Source organism: Solirubrobacter deserti (genome assembly GCF_027587175.1).
Taxonomy (GTDB): domain Bacteria; phylum Actinomycetota; class Thermoleophilia; order Solirubrobacterales; family Solirubrobacteraceae; genus Solirubrobacter; species Solirubrobacter deserti.
This window is the reverse complement of the sequence record NZ_JAPCID010000019.1, coordinates 25,265-44,462: the sequence shown is the minus strand read 5'-3', so window position 1 is coordinate 44,462 and position 19,198 is coordinate 25,265. Positions and strand designations below refer to the sequence as shown.

At 71.9% G+C, this 19,198-nt stretch carries 17 protein-coding genes; 5 read left to right on the top strand and 12 right to left on the bottom strand.

Annotated features, from left to right (window positions below; translation table 11 throughout):
- Nucleotides 1-13: 13 nt before the first annotated feature.
- The gene (locus tag OJ962_RS15000) at nucleotides 14-1,207 is read left to right on the top strand and encodes a threonine/serine exporter family protein (protein WP_202953470.1); all 1,194 of its coding nucleotides are present in this window, start codon (nucleotides 14-16) and stop codon (nucleotides 1,205-1,207) included.
- Here the strand turns inward: OJ962_RS15000 and OJ962_RS14995 are convergent.
- Nucleotides 1,197-1,790: a TetR/AcrR family transcriptional regulator gene (locus tag OJ962_RS14995; protein ID WP_202953471.1), complete on the bottom strand. Its 594-nt coding sequence runs from the start codon at nucleotides 1,788-1,790 to the stop codon at nucleotides 1,197-1,199. The genes OJ962_RS15000 and OJ962_RS14995 overlap by 11 nt on opposite strands.
- A gap of 64 nt (nucleotides 1,791-1,854) precedes the next feature.
- Between OJ962_RS14995 and OJ962_RS14990 the strand changes: the two genes are divergently transcribed.
- Nucleotides 1,855-3,915, top strand: a complete 2,061-nt coding sequence (locus OJ962_RS14990; RefSeq protein WP_202953472.1) for an MMPL family transporter — start codon at nucleotides 1,855-1,857, stop codon at nucleotides 3,913-3,915.
- Here the strand turns inward: OJ962_RS14990 and iolD are convergent.
- From iolD to OJ962_RS14940, 10 genes are read right to left on the bottom strand one after another with little or no spacing between them, the layout of a single operon-like run.
- Nucleotides 3,859-5,715 carry a 3D-(3,5/4)-trihydroxycyclohexane-1,2-dione acylhydrolase (decyclizing) gene (gene iolD, locus OJ962_RS14985; protein ID WP_202953473.1) on the bottom strand — a complete coding sequence of 619 codons (1,857 nt, stop codon included), beginning with the start codon at nucleotides 5,713-5,715 and terminating at the stop codon, nucleotides 3,859-3,861. The genes OJ962_RS14990 and iolD overlap by 57 nt on opposite strands.
- Nucleotides 5,712-6,440, bottom strand: coding sequence for a 5-deoxy-glucuronate isomerase (iolB, locus tag OJ962_RS14980; protein WP_202953474.1), 729 nt, complete (start codon nucleotides 6,438-6,440; stop codon nucleotides 5,712-5,714). The genes iolD and iolB overlap by 4 nt, the downstream gene beginning before the upstream one ends.
- Complete coding sequence (gene iolC, locus OJ962_RS14975; protein ID WP_202953475.1) at nucleotides 6,433-7,335, bottom strand: 5-dehydro-2-deoxygluconokinase; 903 nt, start codon at nucleotides 7,333-7,335, stop codon at nucleotides 6,433-6,435. The genes iolB and iolC overlap by 8 nt, the downstream gene beginning before the upstream one ends.
- Complete coding sequence (locus OJ962_RS14970; protein WP_202953476.1) at nucleotides 7,320-8,165, bottom strand: SDR family oxidoreductase; 846 nt, start codon at nucleotides 8,163-8,165, stop codon at nucleotides 7,320-7,322. Before OJ962_RS14970 ends, iolC begins: the two co-directional genes overlap by 16 nt.
- A complete protein-coding gene (iolG, locus tag OJ962_RS14965) occupies nucleotides 8,162-9,172 on the bottom strand; it encodes an inositol 2-dehydrogenase (protein WP_202953477.1) in 1,011 nt (336 codons plus the stop codon). Before iolG ends, OJ962_RS14970 begins: the two co-directional genes overlap by 4 nt.
- Nucleotides 9,169-10,308: a Gfo/Idh/MocA family protein gene (locus OJ962_RS14960; protein WP_202953478.1), complete on the bottom strand. Its 1,140-nt coding sequence runs from the start codon at nucleotides 10,306-10,308 to the stop codon at nucleotides 9,169-9,171. The genes iolG and OJ962_RS14960 overlap by 4 nt, the downstream gene beginning before the upstream one ends.
- A gap of 37 nt (nucleotides 10,309-10,345) precedes the next feature.
- Nucleotides 10,346-11,122 (bottom strand): ATP-binding cassette domain-containing protein, encoded by a 777-nt coding sequence (locus tag OJ962_RS14955; RefSeq protein WP_202953479.1) that lies wholly within the window; start codon nucleotides 11,120-11,122, stop codon nucleotides 10,346-10,348.
- On the bottom strand, nucleotides 11,119-12,171 hold the full coding sequence (locus OJ962_RS14950) for an ABC transporter permease (protein ID WP_202953480.1): 1,053 nt from the start codon (nucleotides 12,169-12,171) through the stop codon (nucleotides 11,119-11,121). The genes OJ962_RS14955 and OJ962_RS14950 overlap by 4 nt, the downstream gene beginning before the upstream one ends.
- Nucleotides 12,168-13,142 carry a sugar ABC transporter substrate-binding protein gene (locus OJ962_RS14945; RefSeq protein ID WP_202953481.1) on the bottom strand — a complete coding sequence of 325 codons (975 nt, stop codon included), beginning with the start codon at nucleotides 13,140-13,142 and terminating at the stop codon, nucleotides 12,168-12,170. The genes OJ962_RS14950 and OJ962_RS14945 overlap by 4 nt, the downstream gene beginning before the upstream one ends.
- Nucleotides 13,139-14,044 (bottom strand): TIM barrel protein, encoded by a 906-nt coding sequence (locus OJ962_RS14940; protein WP_270006440.1) that lies wholly within the window; start codon nucleotides 14,042-14,044, stop codon nucleotides 13,139-13,141. Before OJ962_RS14940 ends, OJ962_RS14945 begins: the two co-directional genes overlap by 4 nt.
- A gap of 94 nt (nucleotides 14,045-14,138) precedes the next feature.
- Here OJ962_RS14940 and OJ962_RS14935 point away from each other — a divergent pair, with 94 nt between their 5' ends.
- From OJ962_RS14935 to OJ962_RS14925, 3 genes are all read left to right on the top strand, one after another.
- A complete protein-coding gene (locus OJ962_RS14935; RefSeq protein WP_202953482.1) occupies nucleotides 14,139-15,146 on the top strand; it encodes a LacI family DNA-binding transcriptional regulator in 1,008 nt (335 codons plus the stop codon).
- Nucleotides 15,147-15,403: 257 nt separating this feature from the next.
- A complete protein-coding gene (locus tag OJ962_RS14930) occupies nucleotides 15,404-15,952 on the top strand; it encodes a S1 family peptidase (protein ID WP_270006439.1) in 549 nt (182 codons plus the stop codon).
- A 103-nt stretch (nucleotides 15,953-16,055) separates the two neighbouring features.
- Nucleotides 16,056-17,459, top strand: coding sequence for a sugar phosphate isomerase/epimerase family protein (locus tag OJ962_RS14925; RefSeq protein WP_202953484.1), 1,404 nt, complete (start codon nucleotides 16,056-16,058; stop codon nucleotides 17,457-17,459).
- Between the two features lie 47 nt (nucleotides 17,460-17,506).
- On the opposite strand, the gene OJ962_RS14920 is transcribed toward OJ962_RS14925, so the two are convergent.
- Nucleotides 17,507-19,147: a calcium-binding protein gene (locus tag OJ962_RS14920; protein ID WP_202953485.1), complete on the bottom strand. Its 1,641-nt coding sequence runs from the start codon at nucleotides 19,145-19,147 to the stop codon at nucleotides 17,507-17,509.
- Nucleotides 19,148-19,198 lie beyond the last annotated feature (51 nt).

Sequence of the window (19,198 nt, the reverse complement as noted above, 5' to 3'; positions counted from 1 at the left end):
TCGTGGCCGCGCCGTGACCGCCCCGCGCGAACTGCTGCTCGAGCTCGGCGTCGCCGCGCTCGCGGCCGGCCGGCCGGTGCACGAGGTCGAGGGCGAGGTGCGCCGCGTCGCGAACGCGCTCGGCTATCCGGAGACGCGCGTGGCCGCCACCCCGACCGGCATGTTCGTGAGCCTGGCCCCGGACGCCTCCGCGGGGTTCGCCGCGGTCGGCCCGCCGCTGCGCTTCGACCAGGCCGCCAAGGTGGAGCAGATCACGACCGCACTGCTCGGCAAGCGCGTCGAGCCCCAGGAAGCGCTGGACGCCGTCCAGGACATCAAGTACGAGTCGCCGCGCGTGTCCCGGCCGATCGTCGCGCTCGCGCACGTGCCGCAGGCGACGGGGGTCGCGCTCGTGCTCCAGCCGACCGTCGCGAGCGCGCTGACGGCGATGGTGGCCGCGTTCGTGGTCGCGGCGCTGGACCTGCTCGCCGACCGCTCGCAGCTGCTGCGCACGCTGCTGCCGGTCGTGGCCGCGTTCGGCGCGGGCTGCGTCGTGTTCCTGGCGGCCGAGCTCGACCTGCTGGAAGCGCCGCTGCGCACCGCGCTCGCGCCGGTCGCCGTGCTGCTGCCGGGCGCGCTGATCGTCACGGGCATGTCGGAGCTCGCGCAGGGCGCGATGGTCGCCGGCACGGCGCGGCTCACGTACGGCACGGTGCAGCTGCTGCTGATCACGTTCGGCGTCTTCCTGGCCGCGCACGTCGTCGGCCTGCACCCGGACACGCTCACCAACGTGCGGCTCGACGACCTCGGGCCGGCCGCGATCCTCGTCGGCGTCGTCCTGGTCGGCGTCGGCGTCTATGTGCACCTGAGCGCGCCGCCCGGCGTGCTCCCGTGGATGCTGCTCGGCCTGCTCACGACCGCCGTGGTGCAGGCGCTCGGCCAGCACGTCGGCGGCGCGGCGCTGGGCGGCTTCGCCGGCGGCGTGACCGCGGCGCTGGTCGCCGCGCTCGTGCACCGGCTGCCGCACGGCCCGCCTTCGCTGAGCGTGTTCCTGCCGTCGTTCTGGCTGCTCGTGCCGGGCAGCCTCGGCGTCGTCACCGCCACGCAGGTCGCGACGGAGGGCGGCGAGGGGTTCGCCACCGCGACCGGCGCGGTGGCGGCCGGCCTGGCGATCGCGCTCGGCGTGCTCGTCGGCGCGGCGGCCGGGAACGCCAGGCTCAGGGCTTGAGCGCGGCGAGCGTCCCGCGCAGGACGCCGAAGCCGCGCTCGAGCTCCGGCAGCGCCAGGTCACCGTCCACGGCCGCGATCGGCTCGACCACGCCGAACAGCGCCACGGTGGCCGCGGCGAACATCTGCGGGCCGGCACTGTCGGGCGCCGTGCCGGTGTCGGCCGCCACCGCGGCGGCGATCAGCTCGTGGGCGCGGTCGAAGTGCTGCACGCGCATCGCGCGCAGGTCCGGATCGACCGCGATCGCGCGGCTACGCAGCCGGCGCATCTCCGGGTCCTCGACGTCCGGCGTCCCCGCGAGCTCGGCGATCCAGGCCTGCAGACGATCCACCACGTCGCCCTCGGACGCCTGAAGGTGGCGCTGGAGCGGGCCCAGCACGACGTCGAAGCCCTCGAAGAAGATCGCCTCCTTGGAGGGGAAGCGGGTCGTCACGGTGCGGGTCGCGAGGTCGGCGCGCTCGGCGATGCGGGTGATCGTCGCGCGCTCGTAGCCCTCCTCGAGCACCAGCTCGGTCGCGGCCCGCACGATCTCGCGCCGGGTCCGCAGCGTCTTGCGTGCACGACGGTCGAGCTCGACGTCCATGCGATCAACGGTAGCAACGATGCCTTAGATGGCAATTATGCATCACGATGTATTCTCGTGGTCCATGGCTCGACTTCTGCACCGCCTCGGCGCCTTCTCGGCGCGTCGCCGACGGCTCGTCCTCACCGGTTGGCTCCTCGGCCTGATCGTCCTCGCCGGCCTCGCGCTCGCGTTCCGCGGCTCGTTCTCGGACGAGTTCAAGGTTCCGGGCACCGAGTCCCAGGCGGCGGTCGAGCTGATCGAGCGCGCCGTCCCGCAGGCCAGAGCGGACGGCGCGACCGGCCGCGTGGTGTTTGCGTCCGACGAGGCGCTCGACCGGGAGGCGCTCGGCGCCGCGGTGCAACGGCTCGGCGGCGTGCCCGACATCGCGTCGGCGACGCCGCCGGTCGTCTCCCAGGACGGCCGGGTCGCGTACACCGATCTGCAGTTCGCGGTGCCCGAGATGGAGGTGACCGCGGCGCAGACCGACGCGATCGCGCAGGCCGCGGAGGACGCGGCGCCCCAGGTCGAGTTCGGCGGCGCAGCCGCGCCCGCGCACAGCGAGCTGCCGATCGGCGAGGCGGTCGGCGTGCTGGTGGCGATGCTCGTGCTCGCGGTCACGTTCGGCTCGCTGCTGGCGGCCGGGCTGCCGCTGCTGACCGCGCTGATCGGCGTCGGCTTCGGGATGCTCGGCATCCAGCTCGCCAGCGGCCTGACCGACCTCACGTCGACGTCGATCACGCTGGCCGCGATGCTCGGGCTCGCGGTCGGCATCGACTACGCGCTGTTGATCCTCTCGCGCCACCGGACGCAGGTCCGCGACGGCATGGGCATCCCGGACTCGATCGCGCTCGCGGTCGGCACCGCGGGCAGCGCCGTCGTGTTCGCCGGCGCAACCGTGATGATCGCGCTCGTCGCGCTGCTGATGACCGGCACGCCGTTTCTCGCGCAGATGGGCATCGCGGCCGCCGCGACGATCGCCATCGCCGTGTTCGCCAGCATCACGCTCGTGCCGGCGCTGCTCGCGTTCGGCGGCGAGCGGCTCGTGCGCGGCAAGGTCTTCGGCGGCGCCAAGTCGGACACGCACACGCTGGGCGCGCGCTGGGTGGCGCTGGTCATGCGCCGCCCGCTGATCGCCGCCGGCGCGGTGATCGTCGCGCTCGGCGCGCTCGCCATCCCGGCGCTCGACGTCCGCCTCGGCCTGCCCAACGATGGCACCTCCGGCCCGGAGACGACCGAGCGTCAGGCCTACGACCTCGTCGCGAAGGGCTTCGGCGTCGGCGCGAACGGCCAGCTGACGATCGTCGCCCGCGGCGGCGACCCCGCGGCGACGGCGAAGACGCTCGCGACCCTGCCGGACGTCGCCGCCGTCGCCCCGCCGCAGCCGGTCGGCGAGCTCGCGCTCATCTCCGTCACGCCGGCCAGCGGACCGTCGAGCGCGGCCACCGAGGCGCTGGTGGAGCGCATCCGTGACACGCGCTTCAGCGCCGAAGTGCTTGTGACGGGCCAGACCGCGACCAACATCGACGTCTCGCAGAAGATGTCCGACAGCCTGATCCCGTACCTCGCGGTGGTCGTCGGTCTGGCCGTGATCCTGCTGATGATCGCGTTCCGCTCGATCCTCGTCCCGCTGACTGCGATCGGCGGCTTCCTGCTCACCATCGCCGCGAGCTTCGGCGCCGTCGTGCTCGTCTTCCAGGAGGGCTTCGGCGCGGACCTGATCGGCGTCACGCAGACCGGCCCGCTGATCTCGCTGCTGCCGATCCTGATCATCGGCGTGATCTTCGGCCTCGCGATGGACTACCAGGTGTTCCTCGTGTCCCGAATGCACGAGGAGTACGCGCACGGCTCGACGGCGCGTGAGGCCGTGGCCGACGGGTTCCGGCACTCGGCGCGCGTCGTCACCGCCGCCGCGCTGATCATGATCAGCGTGTTCGCGGGCTTCGTCATCCCGGACGACCCGATCATCAAGTCGATCGGGTTCGCGTTCGCGGTCGGCATCGCGATCGACGCGTTCCTGATCCGCATGACGCTGATCCCGGCGCTGATGACGCTGCTGGGCGCCCGGGCCTGGTGGCTTCCGCGCCCGCTACAACGCGTGATCCCCAACCTCGACATCGAGGGCGCGGCGCTCGCCCGCACCTAGGTAGGTCCGCTGGGTCGCCTTGTCGCGCTCGTACTGCGCCCGCGCGTCGCGGGTGGAGGCGAGCGCGGCGACCTCGGCCACGGGCACGTCCCACCACGCCTCCGAGTCGGGCGCGCCGACCATCGGGTCGGTGTGGATCTGGACCACGGTGGTCGTCTCGCTCGCGGCCGCCTCGCGCAGTGCGGCCTCGAACTCGTCGATCGTGTGCGTGTCGATGGCACGGGCGCCGAGCGAGGCCGCGTTCGCGGCGAGGTCGATCGGCAGCTTGGCGTCCGTGCCGCGGAAGCGGTAGGCCGTGCCGAAGCGCTGGGAGCCGACGGACTCGCTGAGGGCGCCGATCGACTGGTAGCCGTGGTTCTGCACGAGCACGATCGTGAGCTTGATGCCCTCGGCCACGGCGGTCGCGATCTCCGAGGCCATCATCAGATAGGAGCCGTCGCCGACCATGACGAACACCTCGCGGTCGGGCGCCGCGAGCTTGACGCCGAGCCCGCCGGCGATCTCGTAGCCCATCGTCGAGTAGCCGTACTCGACGTGGTAGCCCTTCGGGTCGCGCGTGCGCCACAGCTTGTGCAGGTCGCCGGGCATCGAGCCCGCCGCGCACACGACGACGTCCCGCGGGCCGCTGACCCGGTTGACGACGCCGATCACCTCGGCCTGCGAAGGTGAGTCGTGGCGCTCGGTGTACGCGCGCTCGACGACGGCGTCCCAGTCGTTGGCCGGCGTGTCGAACGTGACGTTCAGCGCCTCGTTGAGCGCCTCGAGCCCGAGCCGCGCGTCGGCGACGAGCGGCATCCCCGCGTGCTTGAACGCGTCCACGGACGCGACGTTGAGGTTGATGAACGTGGCGTCGGCGGCGAACAGCGAGCGCGACGCGGTGGTGAAGTCGCTCCAGCGGGTGCCGACACCGAGGATCACGTCGGCGGCGCGCGCGGCGGCGTTGGCCGCCGTGGTGCCGGTGGCCCCGATCGCGCCCAGCGCCTGCGGATGGTCGTACGGGAGCGAGCCCTTGCCGGCCTGCGTCTCACCGACGCCGATGCCGGTCGCCTCCGCGAGCTCGCGCAAGGCCTCCGTGGCCTCGGCGTAGATCGTGCCGCCGCCGCTGACGATCAAGGGGTGTTGCGCGCCGCGCAGGAGGGCGACCGCCTCCTCGAGCACGTCCGGCTCCGGCAGCGGGCGGCGGATCCGCCACACGCGCGGCTCGAACAGCTCGTCGGGGAAGTCGTACGCCTCCGCCTGCACGTCCTGCGGCAGCGCGAGCGTGACCGCGCCGGTCTCCGCGGGGTCGCTCAACACGCGCATCGCCGCGAGCAACGCGGGCGCGAGCTGCTCGGGCCGCTCGATCCGGTCCCAGAACTTCGAGACCGGCCGGAGCGTGTCGTTGACGGTGTTCGCGAACGTGCGGTCGTCCTCGAGCTGCTGGAGCACGGTGCCGGGCGCGCGCGTCGCGAACACGTCGCCGGGGAGCAGCAGCACGGGCAGGCGGTTGATCGTCGCGAGCGCGGCGCCGGTGACCATGTTCGTCGCGCCCGGGCCGATGCTGCTCGTGCACGCGAGCGTCGAGAGCCGGTTCTTCTGGCGCGCGAACGCCGCGGCGGTGTGCACCATCGCCTGCTCGTTGCGGGCGTGGTAGAAGGGCATCGTGTCCTGGGCCTCGAGCAGCGCCTGGCCGACGCCCGCCACGTTGCCGTGGCCGAAGATGCCGAAGCAGCCCGCGATCAGCCGCTGCCGGACGCCGTCACGCTCACTGTGCTGGACGCTCAGGAAGCGGACGAGCGCCTGCGCCACCGTGAGTCTCACTTGGTCCTCGCCTTCGTCATCGGAAGCCGCGGGTCCAGCTCCTGCTCGGCCCACGTGTCACGGATCCACGCGTGGTCGGGGTCGTCCACGAAGTTCCACTCGCGGACCGGGCCGGCCATCACGTTCAGGTAGTAGAGGTCGTAGCCGGGCGCGGCCATCGACGGGCCGTGGTAGCCGAGCGGCAGGTTGATGCGATCGCCGCTGCGCACCTCGGCCAGCAGCTCCATCCCGTCGTACACGCGCTGATAGGCGAATCCGCCGCCGCTGACCTCGTAGTAGTAGATCTCCTCGAGGTCGTCGTGGCGGTGCGGGGGATAGGAGCTCCAGTTGCCGTTGGGCGTGAGCACCTCGACGGCGATCAGCGTGTCGCACTCGAAGGCCTCGACGGACGCGAAGTTGTTCACCTGGCGGGAGGCGTTGCCCGCGCCGCGCAGCTCGACGGGCACGTCCTCCGCGGGCCCGTAGCGCGCGGGCAGCCGGCGGGAGGCGGGCGCGGCGGGCAGCGCGAAGCGGCCTTCGCCGTCGATCACCACGTGCGACCCGATCGGCGCGTACACGAAGTCCGTGACCGCCGAGAACACGCTCTCGCGGCCTTCGAGCTCGAAGCGCTCGCCGTCGATCGTCACCGCGCACGAGCCCGCCAGCGGCAGCACGATCACCTCGTCGCCACCGGTGTTGAACGTGTCCGCGTCGGTGACGATCCGCAGCTTCGCGTACTCAAGCATTGACAGCCTCTCGCAGTTTGTCCTCGACCTCTTCGGCGGTGGGCATGGCGTCCGCGCACGCGAGCCGGCCCGCGACGATCGCGCCCGCCGCGTTGCAGAAGCGCATCATCCGCTCCAGCGGCCAGTCGGCGAGCAGGCCGTGGCAGAGGGCGCCGCCGAACGCGTCGCCGGCGCCGAGCCCGTTGACGACCTCGACCGGGGCCGGCGGCACCTCGACGGTCTCGTCGCCCCGCTGCGCGAACACGCCGCGCGGACCGCGCTTGACGATCCGCAGCGCCACGTCGGCCTCGCCCGCGGTCTCCCACTCGTCCTCGTTGCCGACGGCCACGTCCGCATGCCGGAGCGCCTCGCGCACCCAGCGGCGGCCCTCCGCGCGCGAGGGCCAAAACATCGGGCGCCAGTCGAGATCGAGCACGGTGATGCCCTGCGCCGCCTCCAGCGCGGCCAGCGTGGCGCTGCGCGACGGCTCCTGTGAGAGCCCCGTGACGGTGGCCCAGAACACGCGCGCCGCGCGGATCGCGTCCAAGTCGAGCTCCTCGGCCCGGATCTCGAGATCCGGCGCCTTGGGCTCGCGGTAGAAGTACAGCGGGAAGTGGTCGGGCGGGAAGATCTCGCAGAACGTCACCGGGGTGGGGAGGCCGTCCACGGGCGTGACCCAGCGGTCGTCCACGTTGAAGCCTCCGAGCGCGTCGTGCAGGAACTCGCCGAACGGGTCGCGGCCCGTCCGCGTGATGGTCGCGACGTCGCGTCCGAACCGCGCCGCGGCGACGGCGACGTTCGTCGAGGAGCCGCCGAGGAACTTGCCGAACGACGTCACTTCGCGCAGCGACACGCCGACCTGGTGCGGGTAGACGTCCACGCCGATCCGGCCCATCGTGATCACGTCGAAGCCCATGCCAACCCTTCCAGCAGGCGGTTCACGTCCGGCAACTCGACGTCCAGCCGCCGCGCCGTCTCGGTCGCGTCCAGCCGCGTGTCGTACGGGATCCGCTCGCGCTGCGGCGGCGGCGCGCCGACCTCGAGCAACTCCATGTCCAGACCGTACGCCTCCACCGCGCGGCGGGCGAGCGAGACGCGGTCGACGTGCTCGCTCCCGACGCAGTGCAGGATGCCCGTGACCCGCCGTTCGAGCGCGCGCCAGATCAGCTCGGCCGCGTCCGTGGCCAGCACGGGCGTGGCGATCCGGTTGATGTCCGGTGAGTCCCAGACCGTGAACGGGCGGCCCGCGCTGAGGGCGTCGACCACCGACGCGACGAGGTAGCCGAAGCCCGCGTCCTGCGCGCGCGGCGTCTCCGGCTTGGCCCGGTGGACGCCCTGCACGCCGGCGATCCGCGCGACCGTCCCGTCCGCCTCGAGCACGACCAGCTCGGACGCGGCCTTCAGGAACCCGTAGGCGTTGATCGGGTTCGGCGGCTCGTCCTCGCGCGCCGGGCCCTGCGTGCCGTCGAACACCCAGTCCGTGGAGACGAGCACGACGCGTGCGCCCGAACGCACGCAGTTGCGGGTGGCCTCGACGTAGCCCGCCCAGGCCTTCCTGCGGTTCGCCAGCAGGCCGTCGAGCGCGTTCCAGATCGCTGCGTGCACGATCGCGTCGACCTTCGGCGGCACGGTCGTCGTGAGGTCGAGCTCGGCGTGGGACGGCGCGAGCACGTCGCAGCGCTCGCGCAGCAGGTGCACGAGGTTGGAGCCGACGAACCCCGACGCGCCCGTCACCAGCACCCTCATAGGCGGACCGGCCGCCCTTCGCGCAGCGACCGCCAGGCCGCGAGCCCGATCACGAGCGGCGCCCGCGCGTCCGCGGGTCCGACCGGCGGCGCGGTGCCCGTCGCGATCGCGGTCACGAACGCCTCCCACTCACGCAGGTAGCTCGGGATGTAGCGCTCGAGGAAGAAGTACGGCAGCGTCGCCGCGCGCACGCCGGTCGCGGTGCGGACGATGGTCGAGTGCGCGAGCGGGTTCTCCGACGCCGCCATCCCCGCCGAGCCGAACACCTCGACGCGCTGGTCGTAGCCGTACACGGCCTGGCGCGAGTTGTCGATCGTCGTCAGGCAGCCGTTGGCGTGCTCGAGCACGATCACCGCGGTGTCCACGTCGTCGGCGGCGGCGAAGTCCGCGTCAATCCGTATCGCGCCGCGCGCGTAGACCTCGACGACCTCGCTCTGCGCGACGAAGCGCGCCATGTCGAAGTCGTGGATCGTCATGTCGAGGAAGATCCCGCCGGAGGTGCGCACGTACTCGATCGGCGGCGGCGCCGGGTCGCGCGAGGTGATGCGCAGGATCTGCACGTCGCCGACCTCGCCCTCGGCCACCGCGCGGGCGACCGCCGCGTGCGCGGGATCGAAGCGCCGGTTGAACCCGATCTGGAACAGCACGCCGGCCGCCTCCACGGCGGCGAGCGCGCGGTCGACCTCGGCCAGGTCGAGCGACACCGGCTTCTCGCAGAAGATCGCCTTGCCCGCCTCGGCGGCCGCGACGATCAGGTCCGCGTGCGTGTCGGTGGAGGTGCAGATCGCGACGGCGTCCACGTCGCCGGCCGCGAGCAGCCCGTCGATCGTCGAGGCGCGCACGCGCAGCCGGTCGCCGACGGCGCGGGCGCTGTCGGGCCGCGCGTCCGTGACGCACGTGACCTCCGCGCCCGGGACCTGGCGCGCGAGCAGGTCGGCGTGCATCGAACCGATGCGCCCGACGCCGATCACGCCGATCCGGACCGTCTTGGTGGCGGTCACGCTCACGCCACGTCCTCCCAGCGCCCGGACTCGGCGGAGCGCAGCAGCGCGTCCTGTACATGCACCCACTGCACGGCCTGCTCGAAGCCGGGCTCGAACGGGCGCTCGTCCGCCACGGCGCGGCAGAACTCGTAGTCCTCGATCACGACCAGGTCCTCGAAGCCGATCCCGTTCGCGCTGCCGGGGACGAAGTGCCCGTGGTAGGGAAAGCGGTCGCCGCCGTAGACGGTGCGGTAGCCCGTGTGCAGCTCGTCCTCGACGAGGTAGAGCTGCAGCTCGTTGAGCTTCTCGAGGTTCCAGCTCAGCGCGCCCTTGGTGCCGTAGACCTCGAACGCCATCTGCGACTCGGGGCCGATGATGCTGCGGCTGGCCTCGAACGTCCCGCGGGCGCCGTTGGCGAACTCGCACAGCATCGCGGCGTAGTCCTCGTTGGTGACGGCGCCCTTCGGGTCGGTGGCGGCTCCGCGCCCGTAGTGGCTGCCGGCGGCGGTGGGGAGGGGGCGCTCGGCGATGAACGTCTCGGTCGTCCCCACCACGCGCGTGATCGGCCCGAGCAGCATGTGCGCGAGGTCGACGGAGTGGCTCATCAGGTCCGTCGTCACGCCGTGGCCGGCCTGGTCGACGAGGAAGCGCCACGACAGCACGCCCAGCGGATCTGAGCCGTACATCGAGAAGAAGCGGCCGCGGTAGTTGGTGATCTCGCCCAGCACGCCGTCGGCGATCAGCTGCCGCGCGTAGCGCACGAGCGGCGCCCAGCGGTAGTTGTAACCGACGCCGCTGATCACGTCGCGCGCGGACGCCTCCGCCCGCAGCGTCTGCGCGGGCGTGCCGCCGACGGGCTTCTCGCAGAACACGTGCTTGCCGGCCGCGGCCGCTGCTTCGACGAGCTCGACGTGCAGCATGTTGGGCGCGGCGACCCATACCGCGTCGATGTCGGGCGCGTCCATCACCACGCGCCAGTCGTCGGTGGCGCGCTCGAAGCCGAACGAGCGCACCGCGTCTTCGCGCCGCTCGGGCAGCGGGTCCGCGCAGGCGACGAGCTTCGTGTCGGCGCGCTCGGGGAACAGCGTGGGAATCCGCAGCAGCGACCGGCTGTGCGCCTGGCCGAGCCAGCCGAACCCGATCACGCCGACGCCGATCATCCCCGGCCTCCCGAAGCATGCGAGCGCGCAGCGCGAGTCATGCCCGCCTCAGCTCGTGCTCCAGCGCGTCCAGCTCCGCTCCGCCCGACATCTGCCTGACGAGCTCGTCGCGGCCGATCTCGTCCTTGGTCCACGTGCCTGCGAGCCGGCCACGGTTGAGGATGACGAAGCGGTCGCCGACCGGGTACGCGTGGTGCGGGTTGTGGGTGATGAAGATGACGCCGAGCCCGCGGTCGCGGGCCTGGGCGATGTAGCGCAGGACGACGCCCGACTGCTTGACGCCGAGCGCGGACGTCGGCTCGTCGAGGATCAGCACCTTCGCGCCGAAGTACACAGCGCGCGCGATCGCGACCGCCTGCCGCTCGCCACCGCTCAGGGTGCCGACGGGCTGGTCGGCGTCGCGCACGTCGATGCCCATCTTGCGCAGCTCCTCGCGCATCGTGGCCTGCGCGCCCTTGACGTCGATGCGGCGCAGCGGCCCGGCGCCCTTCGTCGGCTCCGAGCCGAGGAAGAAGTTGCGCCAGATCGACATCAGCGGGACGGTCGCGAGGTCCTGGAAGACGGTGGCGATGCCGCGCTCCTTCGCGTCGCGCGGGTTGGAGAAGTGCGTCGCCTCGCCCTCCACCAGCAACTCGCCCTCGTCGTGCCGGTGCACGCCGGACAGGATCTTGATGAACGTCGACTTGCCCGCGCCGTTGTCGCCCAGCACGCACGTCACCTCGCCCGCGCCGACCGCCACGGAGATGTCCTTGAGGGCGACGACGTTCCCGAAGTACTTGGCGACGTCGCGCGTCTCGAGCAGCGTGGCGCTCATCGCCGGGCCCCCTCGGCGCGCTTGCGGATGTAGTTGTTGACCAGGACCGCGACGAGCAGGATCACGCCCAGGAACAGGAAGCGCCAGTCGGTGTTCCAGCCGCTGAACTGGATGCCGATGAACGCCATGCCGATGATCGTCGCGCCGAGCGCAGCGCCGACGGCCGAGCCGAAGCCGCCGGTGAGCACGCAGCCGCCGACGACCGCGGCGATGATGTACTGGAACTCCTCGCCGACGCCCTGGCCGGCCTGCGTGGACGCCAGCCGCAGCGCGACCATGATGCCGGTGAGTGCGCACACGAAGCTCGTCGCCATGAACAAGCCGATCTTCACGCGTGCGACCGGGACGCCGACGTTGCGCGCCGCGTTCGCGTCACCGCCGACGCCGTAGATCCAGTTGCCCGTGCGCGTGCGCGTGAGCACCCAGGTGGCGACCAGCGTGATCGCGATCCACCACAGCACCGTGATCCGGAATCCGTGGCTGGTGAAGCTGTCGCCGAAGATCGCGTTCGCGGACGAGTAGCCCGCCGCGAGGTCGATCCCGCTGACCGTCACCTGGTCGGTGATCAGCTTCGTCACGCCGAGGTTGACGCCCTGCAGGATGAAGAACGTCGCCAGGGTGACGATGAAGCTCGGCAGCTTGGTCTTCATCACCATGTAGCCGTTGGCGAACCCGATCGCGGTCGCGCCGATCAGCGTCAGCACGATCGCCAACCAGATGTTCAGGCCGACCTCGGTCGCCAGTACGCCCAGCGTGAGCCCCGCCGTGCCGGTCATCACGCCCGCGCTGAGGTCGAACTCGCCGCCGATCATCAGCAGCGCGACCATCACCGCGGGGATGCCGATCGTGGACGCCACGTCGGTCCAGTTCGCGATCCCGTCGAGCTGCAGGAACAGGCTGCTCTGCGTCCAGAAGAAGATCGCGACGACGATCGCGGCCAGCAGCGCGCCGATCTCCGGGCGCCGGAGCAGGCGCGCGGTCAGGCTGATGTTGGCCAGCCGCTCGTCGGCGACGGGGACCGGCTTGGGCGGAGCCCCGACCGCGCTCATCGCGTGCCTTCGCCCGCCAGCTTCTCGACGGTGTCCACGTTGCTCTGGTCCACGAAGCCCGGGCCGGTGAGCACGGGCTGGCCGCCGCCGACCGTGTTGGCGTTGGCCTTGAAGAGCTTGAGGAAGACGATCGGTAGATAGCCCTGCAGGTACTGCTGCTGGTCGACGGCGAACTGGATCGAGCCGTCCTTGATGCGCTTGGTGACGTCCGGGTTGAGGTCGAACGTCGCGAGCTTGGCCTGGCTGCTCGCGCCCTTGACGGCGGTCGAGGCGGCGTTGGCGATGTCCGGGTTGAGCGCCATCACGGCGTCGAAGGACTTGTCGGCCTGCAGCTTGGACTTGATCTCGGTCTGCGTCGTGGCGACGTCCGCCGTGCCCTTGACCTGCAGGTTCTCCACGGCGCCGCCGAAGCCCTGCTTGACGCCGTCGCAGCGCTGGTTGAGGCCGACGTTGCCCTGCTCGTGGATGATGCACAACACCTTCTTGGCGCCCGCCTCCTTCAGGCGCTGGCCGGCGGCCTGGCCGGCGATCGCCTCGTCCTGGCCGACGTGGGTGATCGCGCCGAGCGCCTGCGACTGGTCGGCGCCGGAGTTGAGCGTGATGATCGGGATGCCGGCGTCCTTGGCCTTGGTCAGCGAGCCCTTGATGGCGTCGGCGTTCGGGACGCTGACCGCGATGCCGTCGACCTTCTGGGAGACCGCGGCGTCGATCAGCTGCGCCTCCTTCTCGGGGTCGTTGTTGGACGGGCTCCAGACGAGCTCGACGCCCTGGTCCTTGGCGGCCTGCTCGGCGCCCTTCTTGACGACGGACCAGAACGAGCCCTCGTCGGAGTGCGTGACCATCGCGATCGTCAGGCCCGAGCCCTGCGTGAGCTCGACCGCGTCGCCGCCCTCTTTGGTGCTGTCGTCGCCCGAGTTCCCGCACGCCGCGAACGTCAGCGCGAGCGCGAGGAAGATCGTGAGTCGCTTCATCGGTTGACCGCCTCCTCCTTGCTCGGAGCCAACGTGGAAAGGAACGCGATGCTGGTGGCGACATCCTGCGCCGGACCCGTGCCGACCGGGGGCTCCGACCCGGTGATGGCGAGGTCCTGCTCGAGCACGAGCCAGCGGTTGTAGCCCGAGCGGCGGAGCGCGGCGACGACCTCGTCGATGCGCGCGTCTCCGCGTCCAAGGGGTTGGAACAGGCCGTGCTGGACGGCCTCCATCAGGGTGAGGTCCGTGCGCGCGGCGACCCGCGCGTCGACGTCCTTGAAGTGCACGTGGCCGATGCGGTCGCCGTATTCGGTGGCGAACGCGACCGGGTCGGTGCCGCCGATCAGCAGGTGGCCCGTGTCCAGGCACCAGGGGACGCGGGTGTGCTCGAGCGCGCGCGTCACGTCCTGCGCCGTCTCCACGAGCGTGTCGACGTGGGGGTGCAGGACGAGCTCGACGCCCTCTTCGCGGGCCACCTGGGCGAGCGTGTCCAGGTGGTCGCCGGCCCGTTGCCACTGCTCGTCGGTGAGCGGGACGGGCGTGGCCCAGCCGAGCGTCTGCACGGCGGCGGCGACGAACAGCTCGCCTCCGGCCGCGGCCAGGTGCGCGGCGGCGCGGCGCGCGTAGTCGGTGTCCAGCTCGGGCTCGTGCACGACGACCGGGACGAACCCGCCGACCAGTTGCAGACCATGGCGATCGAGGATGCGCTTGGCCGCGGCACTGTCGTGCGGCAGCCAGCCGAGCGGGCCCAGCTCGGTCGCGGTGATGCCGAGCTGCGCCATCTCCCCGAACACGCGCTCGGGCGCCAGCTGCCGGCCCCAGCCGGGCACCTCGCACACGCCCCACGAGATCGGGGCTGCCGCCAGTCGCCCGGGCAACCCCGAGTCGATCTGTCTCTCCACGCTCTCTCCTCCGCCGGTTGCGCCCGTTAGAGCGCTCTAACGGGAAGCCTACGGATTAGAGCGCTCCAACGCAACCTGGGATACTGAGCGCCAGATGACGCGAGGGTCGTACGTGACCATGGACGACGTCGCGCGCGAGGCCGGCGTCTCCCGCGCGCTCGTGTCGCTGGTGATGCGCGGCAGCTCGAAGGTCAGCCAAGAGCGCCGTGAGCGCGTGCGCGATGCCGCCGCGCGGCTCGGCTACCGGCCGAACGCGATCGCGCGCAACCTCGCCTCGCACCGCACCAACACGGTCGGCATCCTCCTGAACGACCTCCACAACCCGTTCTTCGCCGAGATCGCGGAGGGCATCGAGGACGGTGCGTCGGACGCCGGCTACCGGCTGCTGTTCATCACCGGAGGCCGGCGCAAGCAGCGCGAGCAGGCGATGCTCGAGGCGCTGCTCGAGTACCGCACGGACGGGCTCATCCTCGTCTCCCCGCACCTGCCCGGTCCGCAGATCGCGGCCGCCACCGGCGGGTTGCCGTGCGTGGTGACGGGCCGCCGCGTGCGCGCGTCGACCTTGGACTGCGTGTTGACGGACGAGTCGGTCGGCGCGCACCTCGCCGTCGAGCACCTCGTGGAGCTCGGTCACTCGTCGATCGTGCACGTCGACGGCGGCGACGGCGCGGGCGCTGCCCCACGCCGCGCCGGCTATGAGCGCGCGATGCAGGACGCCGGCCTGGCCCGTGCCGCCCGGGTGGTGGCGGGCGAGTTCACCGAGGGCGCGGGCGCCGACGCCGCCGCCCGGCTGCTGCGCGCCCGCACGCTGCCCACCGCGGTCATCGCCGCCAACGACCTCGTCGCGCTGGGTCTGATCGACCGGCTGGAGCAGGACGGCCTGCGCATCCCGCAGGACGTCTCGGTGATCGGCTACGACAACACGTTCGTCGCCGGCCTCGCCCATATCCAGCTGACCACGATCAACCAGCCGCGCCGCGAAATCGGCGCCGAGGCCTTCGCGCTGCTGCTGGAACGCACCGAGGGCCGCGCGGAGAAGGTGACGCGCGTGCACGAACCGACGCTGGTGGTGCGCGCGACGACCGGCCCGGCGCCCCGATGAGCCGGGGCGCGGCGCACGACACGCCGACGGGCCCATCGCGACCCGGGGAGGAGGGTGCGTCAACTGACCGCCGACAGGTGGCGCCCCGTTGCCGCACCCCCGGTCCCGCCACCCGGTCTGGCCCTCGCGAGCCCGCGCCGCCGCCCGGTGTGCCTGTGCGCCTCGCCCGGTCTGGCCCTCGCGAGCCCGCGCCGCCGCCCGGTGTGCCTGCGCGCCTCGTCCGGTCTGGCCCTCGCGCGCCCGCCCCGCCGCCCGGTGTGCCGGCGCGCCTCGCCCGGTCCCGGCGCGCCGCGGCGCTCGCCGGCCTCGCCGTCGTCGCGCTCGTCCCCGGGTGGCGGGACTCGCCCTCGCCGCCCGAGCCGTTGCGGGTGACCGTGTCGGGCGGCGCGATCGCGACCGCGGTTCCGGCCGGCCCTGGCCGCGTGCTCACGGTCGCGCACGTGCTCGACGGTGCGCGCACCGTGCACGTCGGCGCCCGTCCCGCCCGTGTGCTGCGCATCGACCGGCGGCTCGATCTCGCCGAGCTCGCCGTGCCTGGCCTCGTCGCGCCGTCGCTGCGCCTCGGCGGGCACGGTGGCGCGACCGTCCGCGTGTTGCGCGACGGACGCGCCGTCACGCTCTCCACGCGCGTGCGCCGGCGCGCCACCGCGTCCATCGGGGACGTGCGCGATCGCCCCGTGCTCGAGCTCGCGACCGCCGTCCGGCCCGGCGACTCGGGCGCCCCGGTCCTCGACCGCCACGGACGACTCCTGGGCCTCGTCTTCGCCCGCGGCTCACGCGGCGCCTGGGCGGTGCGCCTGGACTGACGACGGGTTTCGACCGCCTCTCGCACCACTTTCGGCGCACACTTGACGGAACGACCTACATGCCAGTAGGTTGATGGACGTCAAACCCAGAGGAGGAGTCCACGTGAGGTCAAACCGCAACGCGATCGCCAGTCGCGTGCGTTCGGGGTTCGGGGCCGCCGCGGTCGCGGGCCTGGCCGCGGCCGCCATCGTCGCGCCGTCCGCCGGTGCCCAGACGGAGCCGACGGGCATGATCCCGAAGGAGAAGATCTCCTTCCAGCTCTACAACTTCCTCGTCCCGGTGTTCGGGGCGATCGACTTCGGCGGCGGCAACTACTTCCCGCCCGGCGGCACGCCCAACACGCCGGCGCAGATGCAGGCCGCGGTCCAGAACGTGTTCGCGCAGATGTCGGCCAACGGCTTCACGGCGTTCGAGAACTTCAACGGCACGTTCGGCTGGACGGCCGCCGAGTACCGGGCCAAGTACGAGGAGCATGGGCTGCACGCGGTCGCCGACCACGGCGCGGTGGACGAGGGCAGCTGGGACGCGCGCCTGGCCCAGGCCAAGGCGCTGGGCCTCAAGTACGTCGGCTCGGGCGGCTGGCCGGCGGGCACGAACATGGACACGGTCGAGGGCGCCGTCAACATGGGCGCGGTCATGAACCGCCTGGGCGCCAAGGCCCGCGCGCAGGACCTGTGGGTTTACGGCCACAACCACGACAAGGAGCTCTCCACCAAGCTCCAGTACGACACGAACGGTGACGGCGTCAAGGAGACGGTGTCCGCGCTCGAGGTCGTGATCCTCAACACCGACCCGTCGCTGGTCACGTTCGAGATCGACGTGCACTGGCTGCTCGAGGGCCTGTCGTACGACCAGGACGCGGCCGTCGCGTTCCTGCGCAAGCACTCCAAGCGGATCTCGATGCTGCACGTGAAGGGCTCGGACCCGACCAAGAACCCGCAGACGATCCCGTCCACGGACATGTCGCGTGTCACCGACGCCGGCGGCCCGAACGACGTCACGGACTGGAAGCGCATCTTCGAGGCCGCGGCCGACGTCGACTACTACCACTGGGAGTACGACCTGTCGCTGGACCCGTTCAACTCGTCGAAGGTCGCCTTCAACCTGATGAACACGATCAAGTTCGGCAAGGTCCGCGACGAGCCGGGCACGGTCGGCGGCACGGTCCCGGCGACGCTCGCGCTCACGCTCGGCACGGGCGCCACGTTCGAGCCGTTCATCGCGGGCGCTCCGACCAAGGAGTACACCGCGTCGACGAGCGCGACGGTCACCTCGACCGCCGGTGACGCGACGCTCGCCGTCAGCGAGCCGGGTCACTTGACCAACGGCGCGTTCAGCCTCGCCGAGCCGCTGAAGGTCGAGTTCAGCAAGTCCACCTGGAACGGCCCGACGAGCAACGAGAACGTCGACGTCACGTTCAAGCAGCTGATCAAGAGCACCGACCCGCTGCGCACGGGCAGCTACAGCAAGACCGTCACCTTCACGCTGAGCACCACTCAGCCGTAGGACGGTTCACGCGGGCGGGGCGGCGTGAAGCCGCCCCGCCCGTGCACTCAGCGCGTGAGCTGGCTGACGTCCGCGCGCGGGAGCTCGCGCCGCTCGCCGTCGAGCGAGAGCACCGTCTTGCCCGAGACCGTGCGAGCGGACTTGACGAGCTGGAGGACGACGTTGTCGCCCAGGCCGCCGTCGATCACGTCGGTGCCGGGGCCACCGAGGACGACGTCGTCGCCCGCGCCGCCGTTGAGCGTGTCGTTGCCGGCGCCGCCGACGATCACGTCGGCGCCGTCGCCGCCGTCCACCGACAGCAGCAGAGCGGACGCGGCGAGCCCGGAGGCGTCGACGACGTCGTCGCCCGCGAGCGCGTTGACCGTCACGCGGTCGCTGGCCGCGAAGCCGCCGGCGATGTTCACGCGCGTGGCCAGGCCCAGCACCTGCGCGTTGGTGCCGGCGCCGGCGACCACCGCGACGTCGTCGCCGTTGGTCGCGTTGACGACGACGTTGTCGGCCGCCGCGTCGTTGACGCCGCCGAACTGCGCGAGGTCCGGGTTGACGTTCTGGACGTCGGTGCCGGACAGGTCGTTGACGGTCAGCCGGTCCGTGCCACCGAGCAGCTTCGGCGTGATCGTCTCGACATCGTCGAGGTCCATCACGATGGCCGCGACGTCACGCGTGAACAGCACGCGCCCGCCGTTGGCCGAGACCGCCATGTTCTCGTTGGCTGCGGAGCCGTTGAAGAGCATGTTGTCCGCGCCGTCCTGGCCCTCGATGACGTCGCTGCCGTCACCCGGGTCCCACTGGAACGTGTCGTCGCCGGCGCCCATGAAGGCGACGTCGTTGCCCTGCTGGCCGTCGACGAAGTCGTTGCCGTCACCGGCGATGGTGATGTCGGCGCCGTTGGAGCCGAGCAGGGTGTCGTTGCCCGTGCCGCCGTCGGTCGTCAGCTTGATCAGCGCGGCGAGGTTGCCCGTCGCGGAGGCGCTGTCGTCGCCGCCGTTGGCGTTGAGCACGAGGTTCTCGGACGTTCCGATGTCGATCGAGAACGGCGCCGGGTTGATGCGGTCGAAGCGCACGCGGGTGCCGTTGGCGGTGGTCGTGAACTGCTCGGCGCCGCCGCCGCCGTTGACCTCGACGGTGTCCGTGTTGGCCCCGCCCTCGTTGAGGTCGGTGTCGTCGCCCGGGTTCCAGACCATGCGGTCGTTGCCGCTCTCGCCGAAGACCTGGTCGTCGGCGTCGCCGCCGGTGAGCGTGTCGTTCTCGGTGCCGCCGAACAGGAAGTCGAAGCCCCCCTTGCCGAGCAGCGTGTCGTTGCCGGCCTGTCCGAACAGCTGATCGTTGCCCGACCCGGCGGTCAGCGTGTCGTTGCCGCTACCGCCGAACAGGTTCGTGCGCGGCAGCGCGCCGTTGATCTCGCTCAGCGTGAGGACGTCGTTGCCGCCGAGGCCGAACACCTGGATCAGGTTGGTGTTGGCGACGGTCGGCGTGCCGTTGGCCACCGGGATCGCGCCGCCGTTGAGGAGGATCTGACCCGCGGCGTTGCGGCTGATGGTCACGTTGTTGTCGAGGCTGTCGCCGTTGACGCTCAGCGTCCCGTTGTTGAAGCTCGACGTGACCGCGGCCTGCGCGGACGCGGTCATGACGGTGAAGAGACCGGCGGCGAGCACGCCGCCGGCGAGGAGGGTTCTGGGGAGGGTCATCGCTCGGACAAGACGCCGCCCGGCGCTGCGTATTCCACTGAACCGCGAACG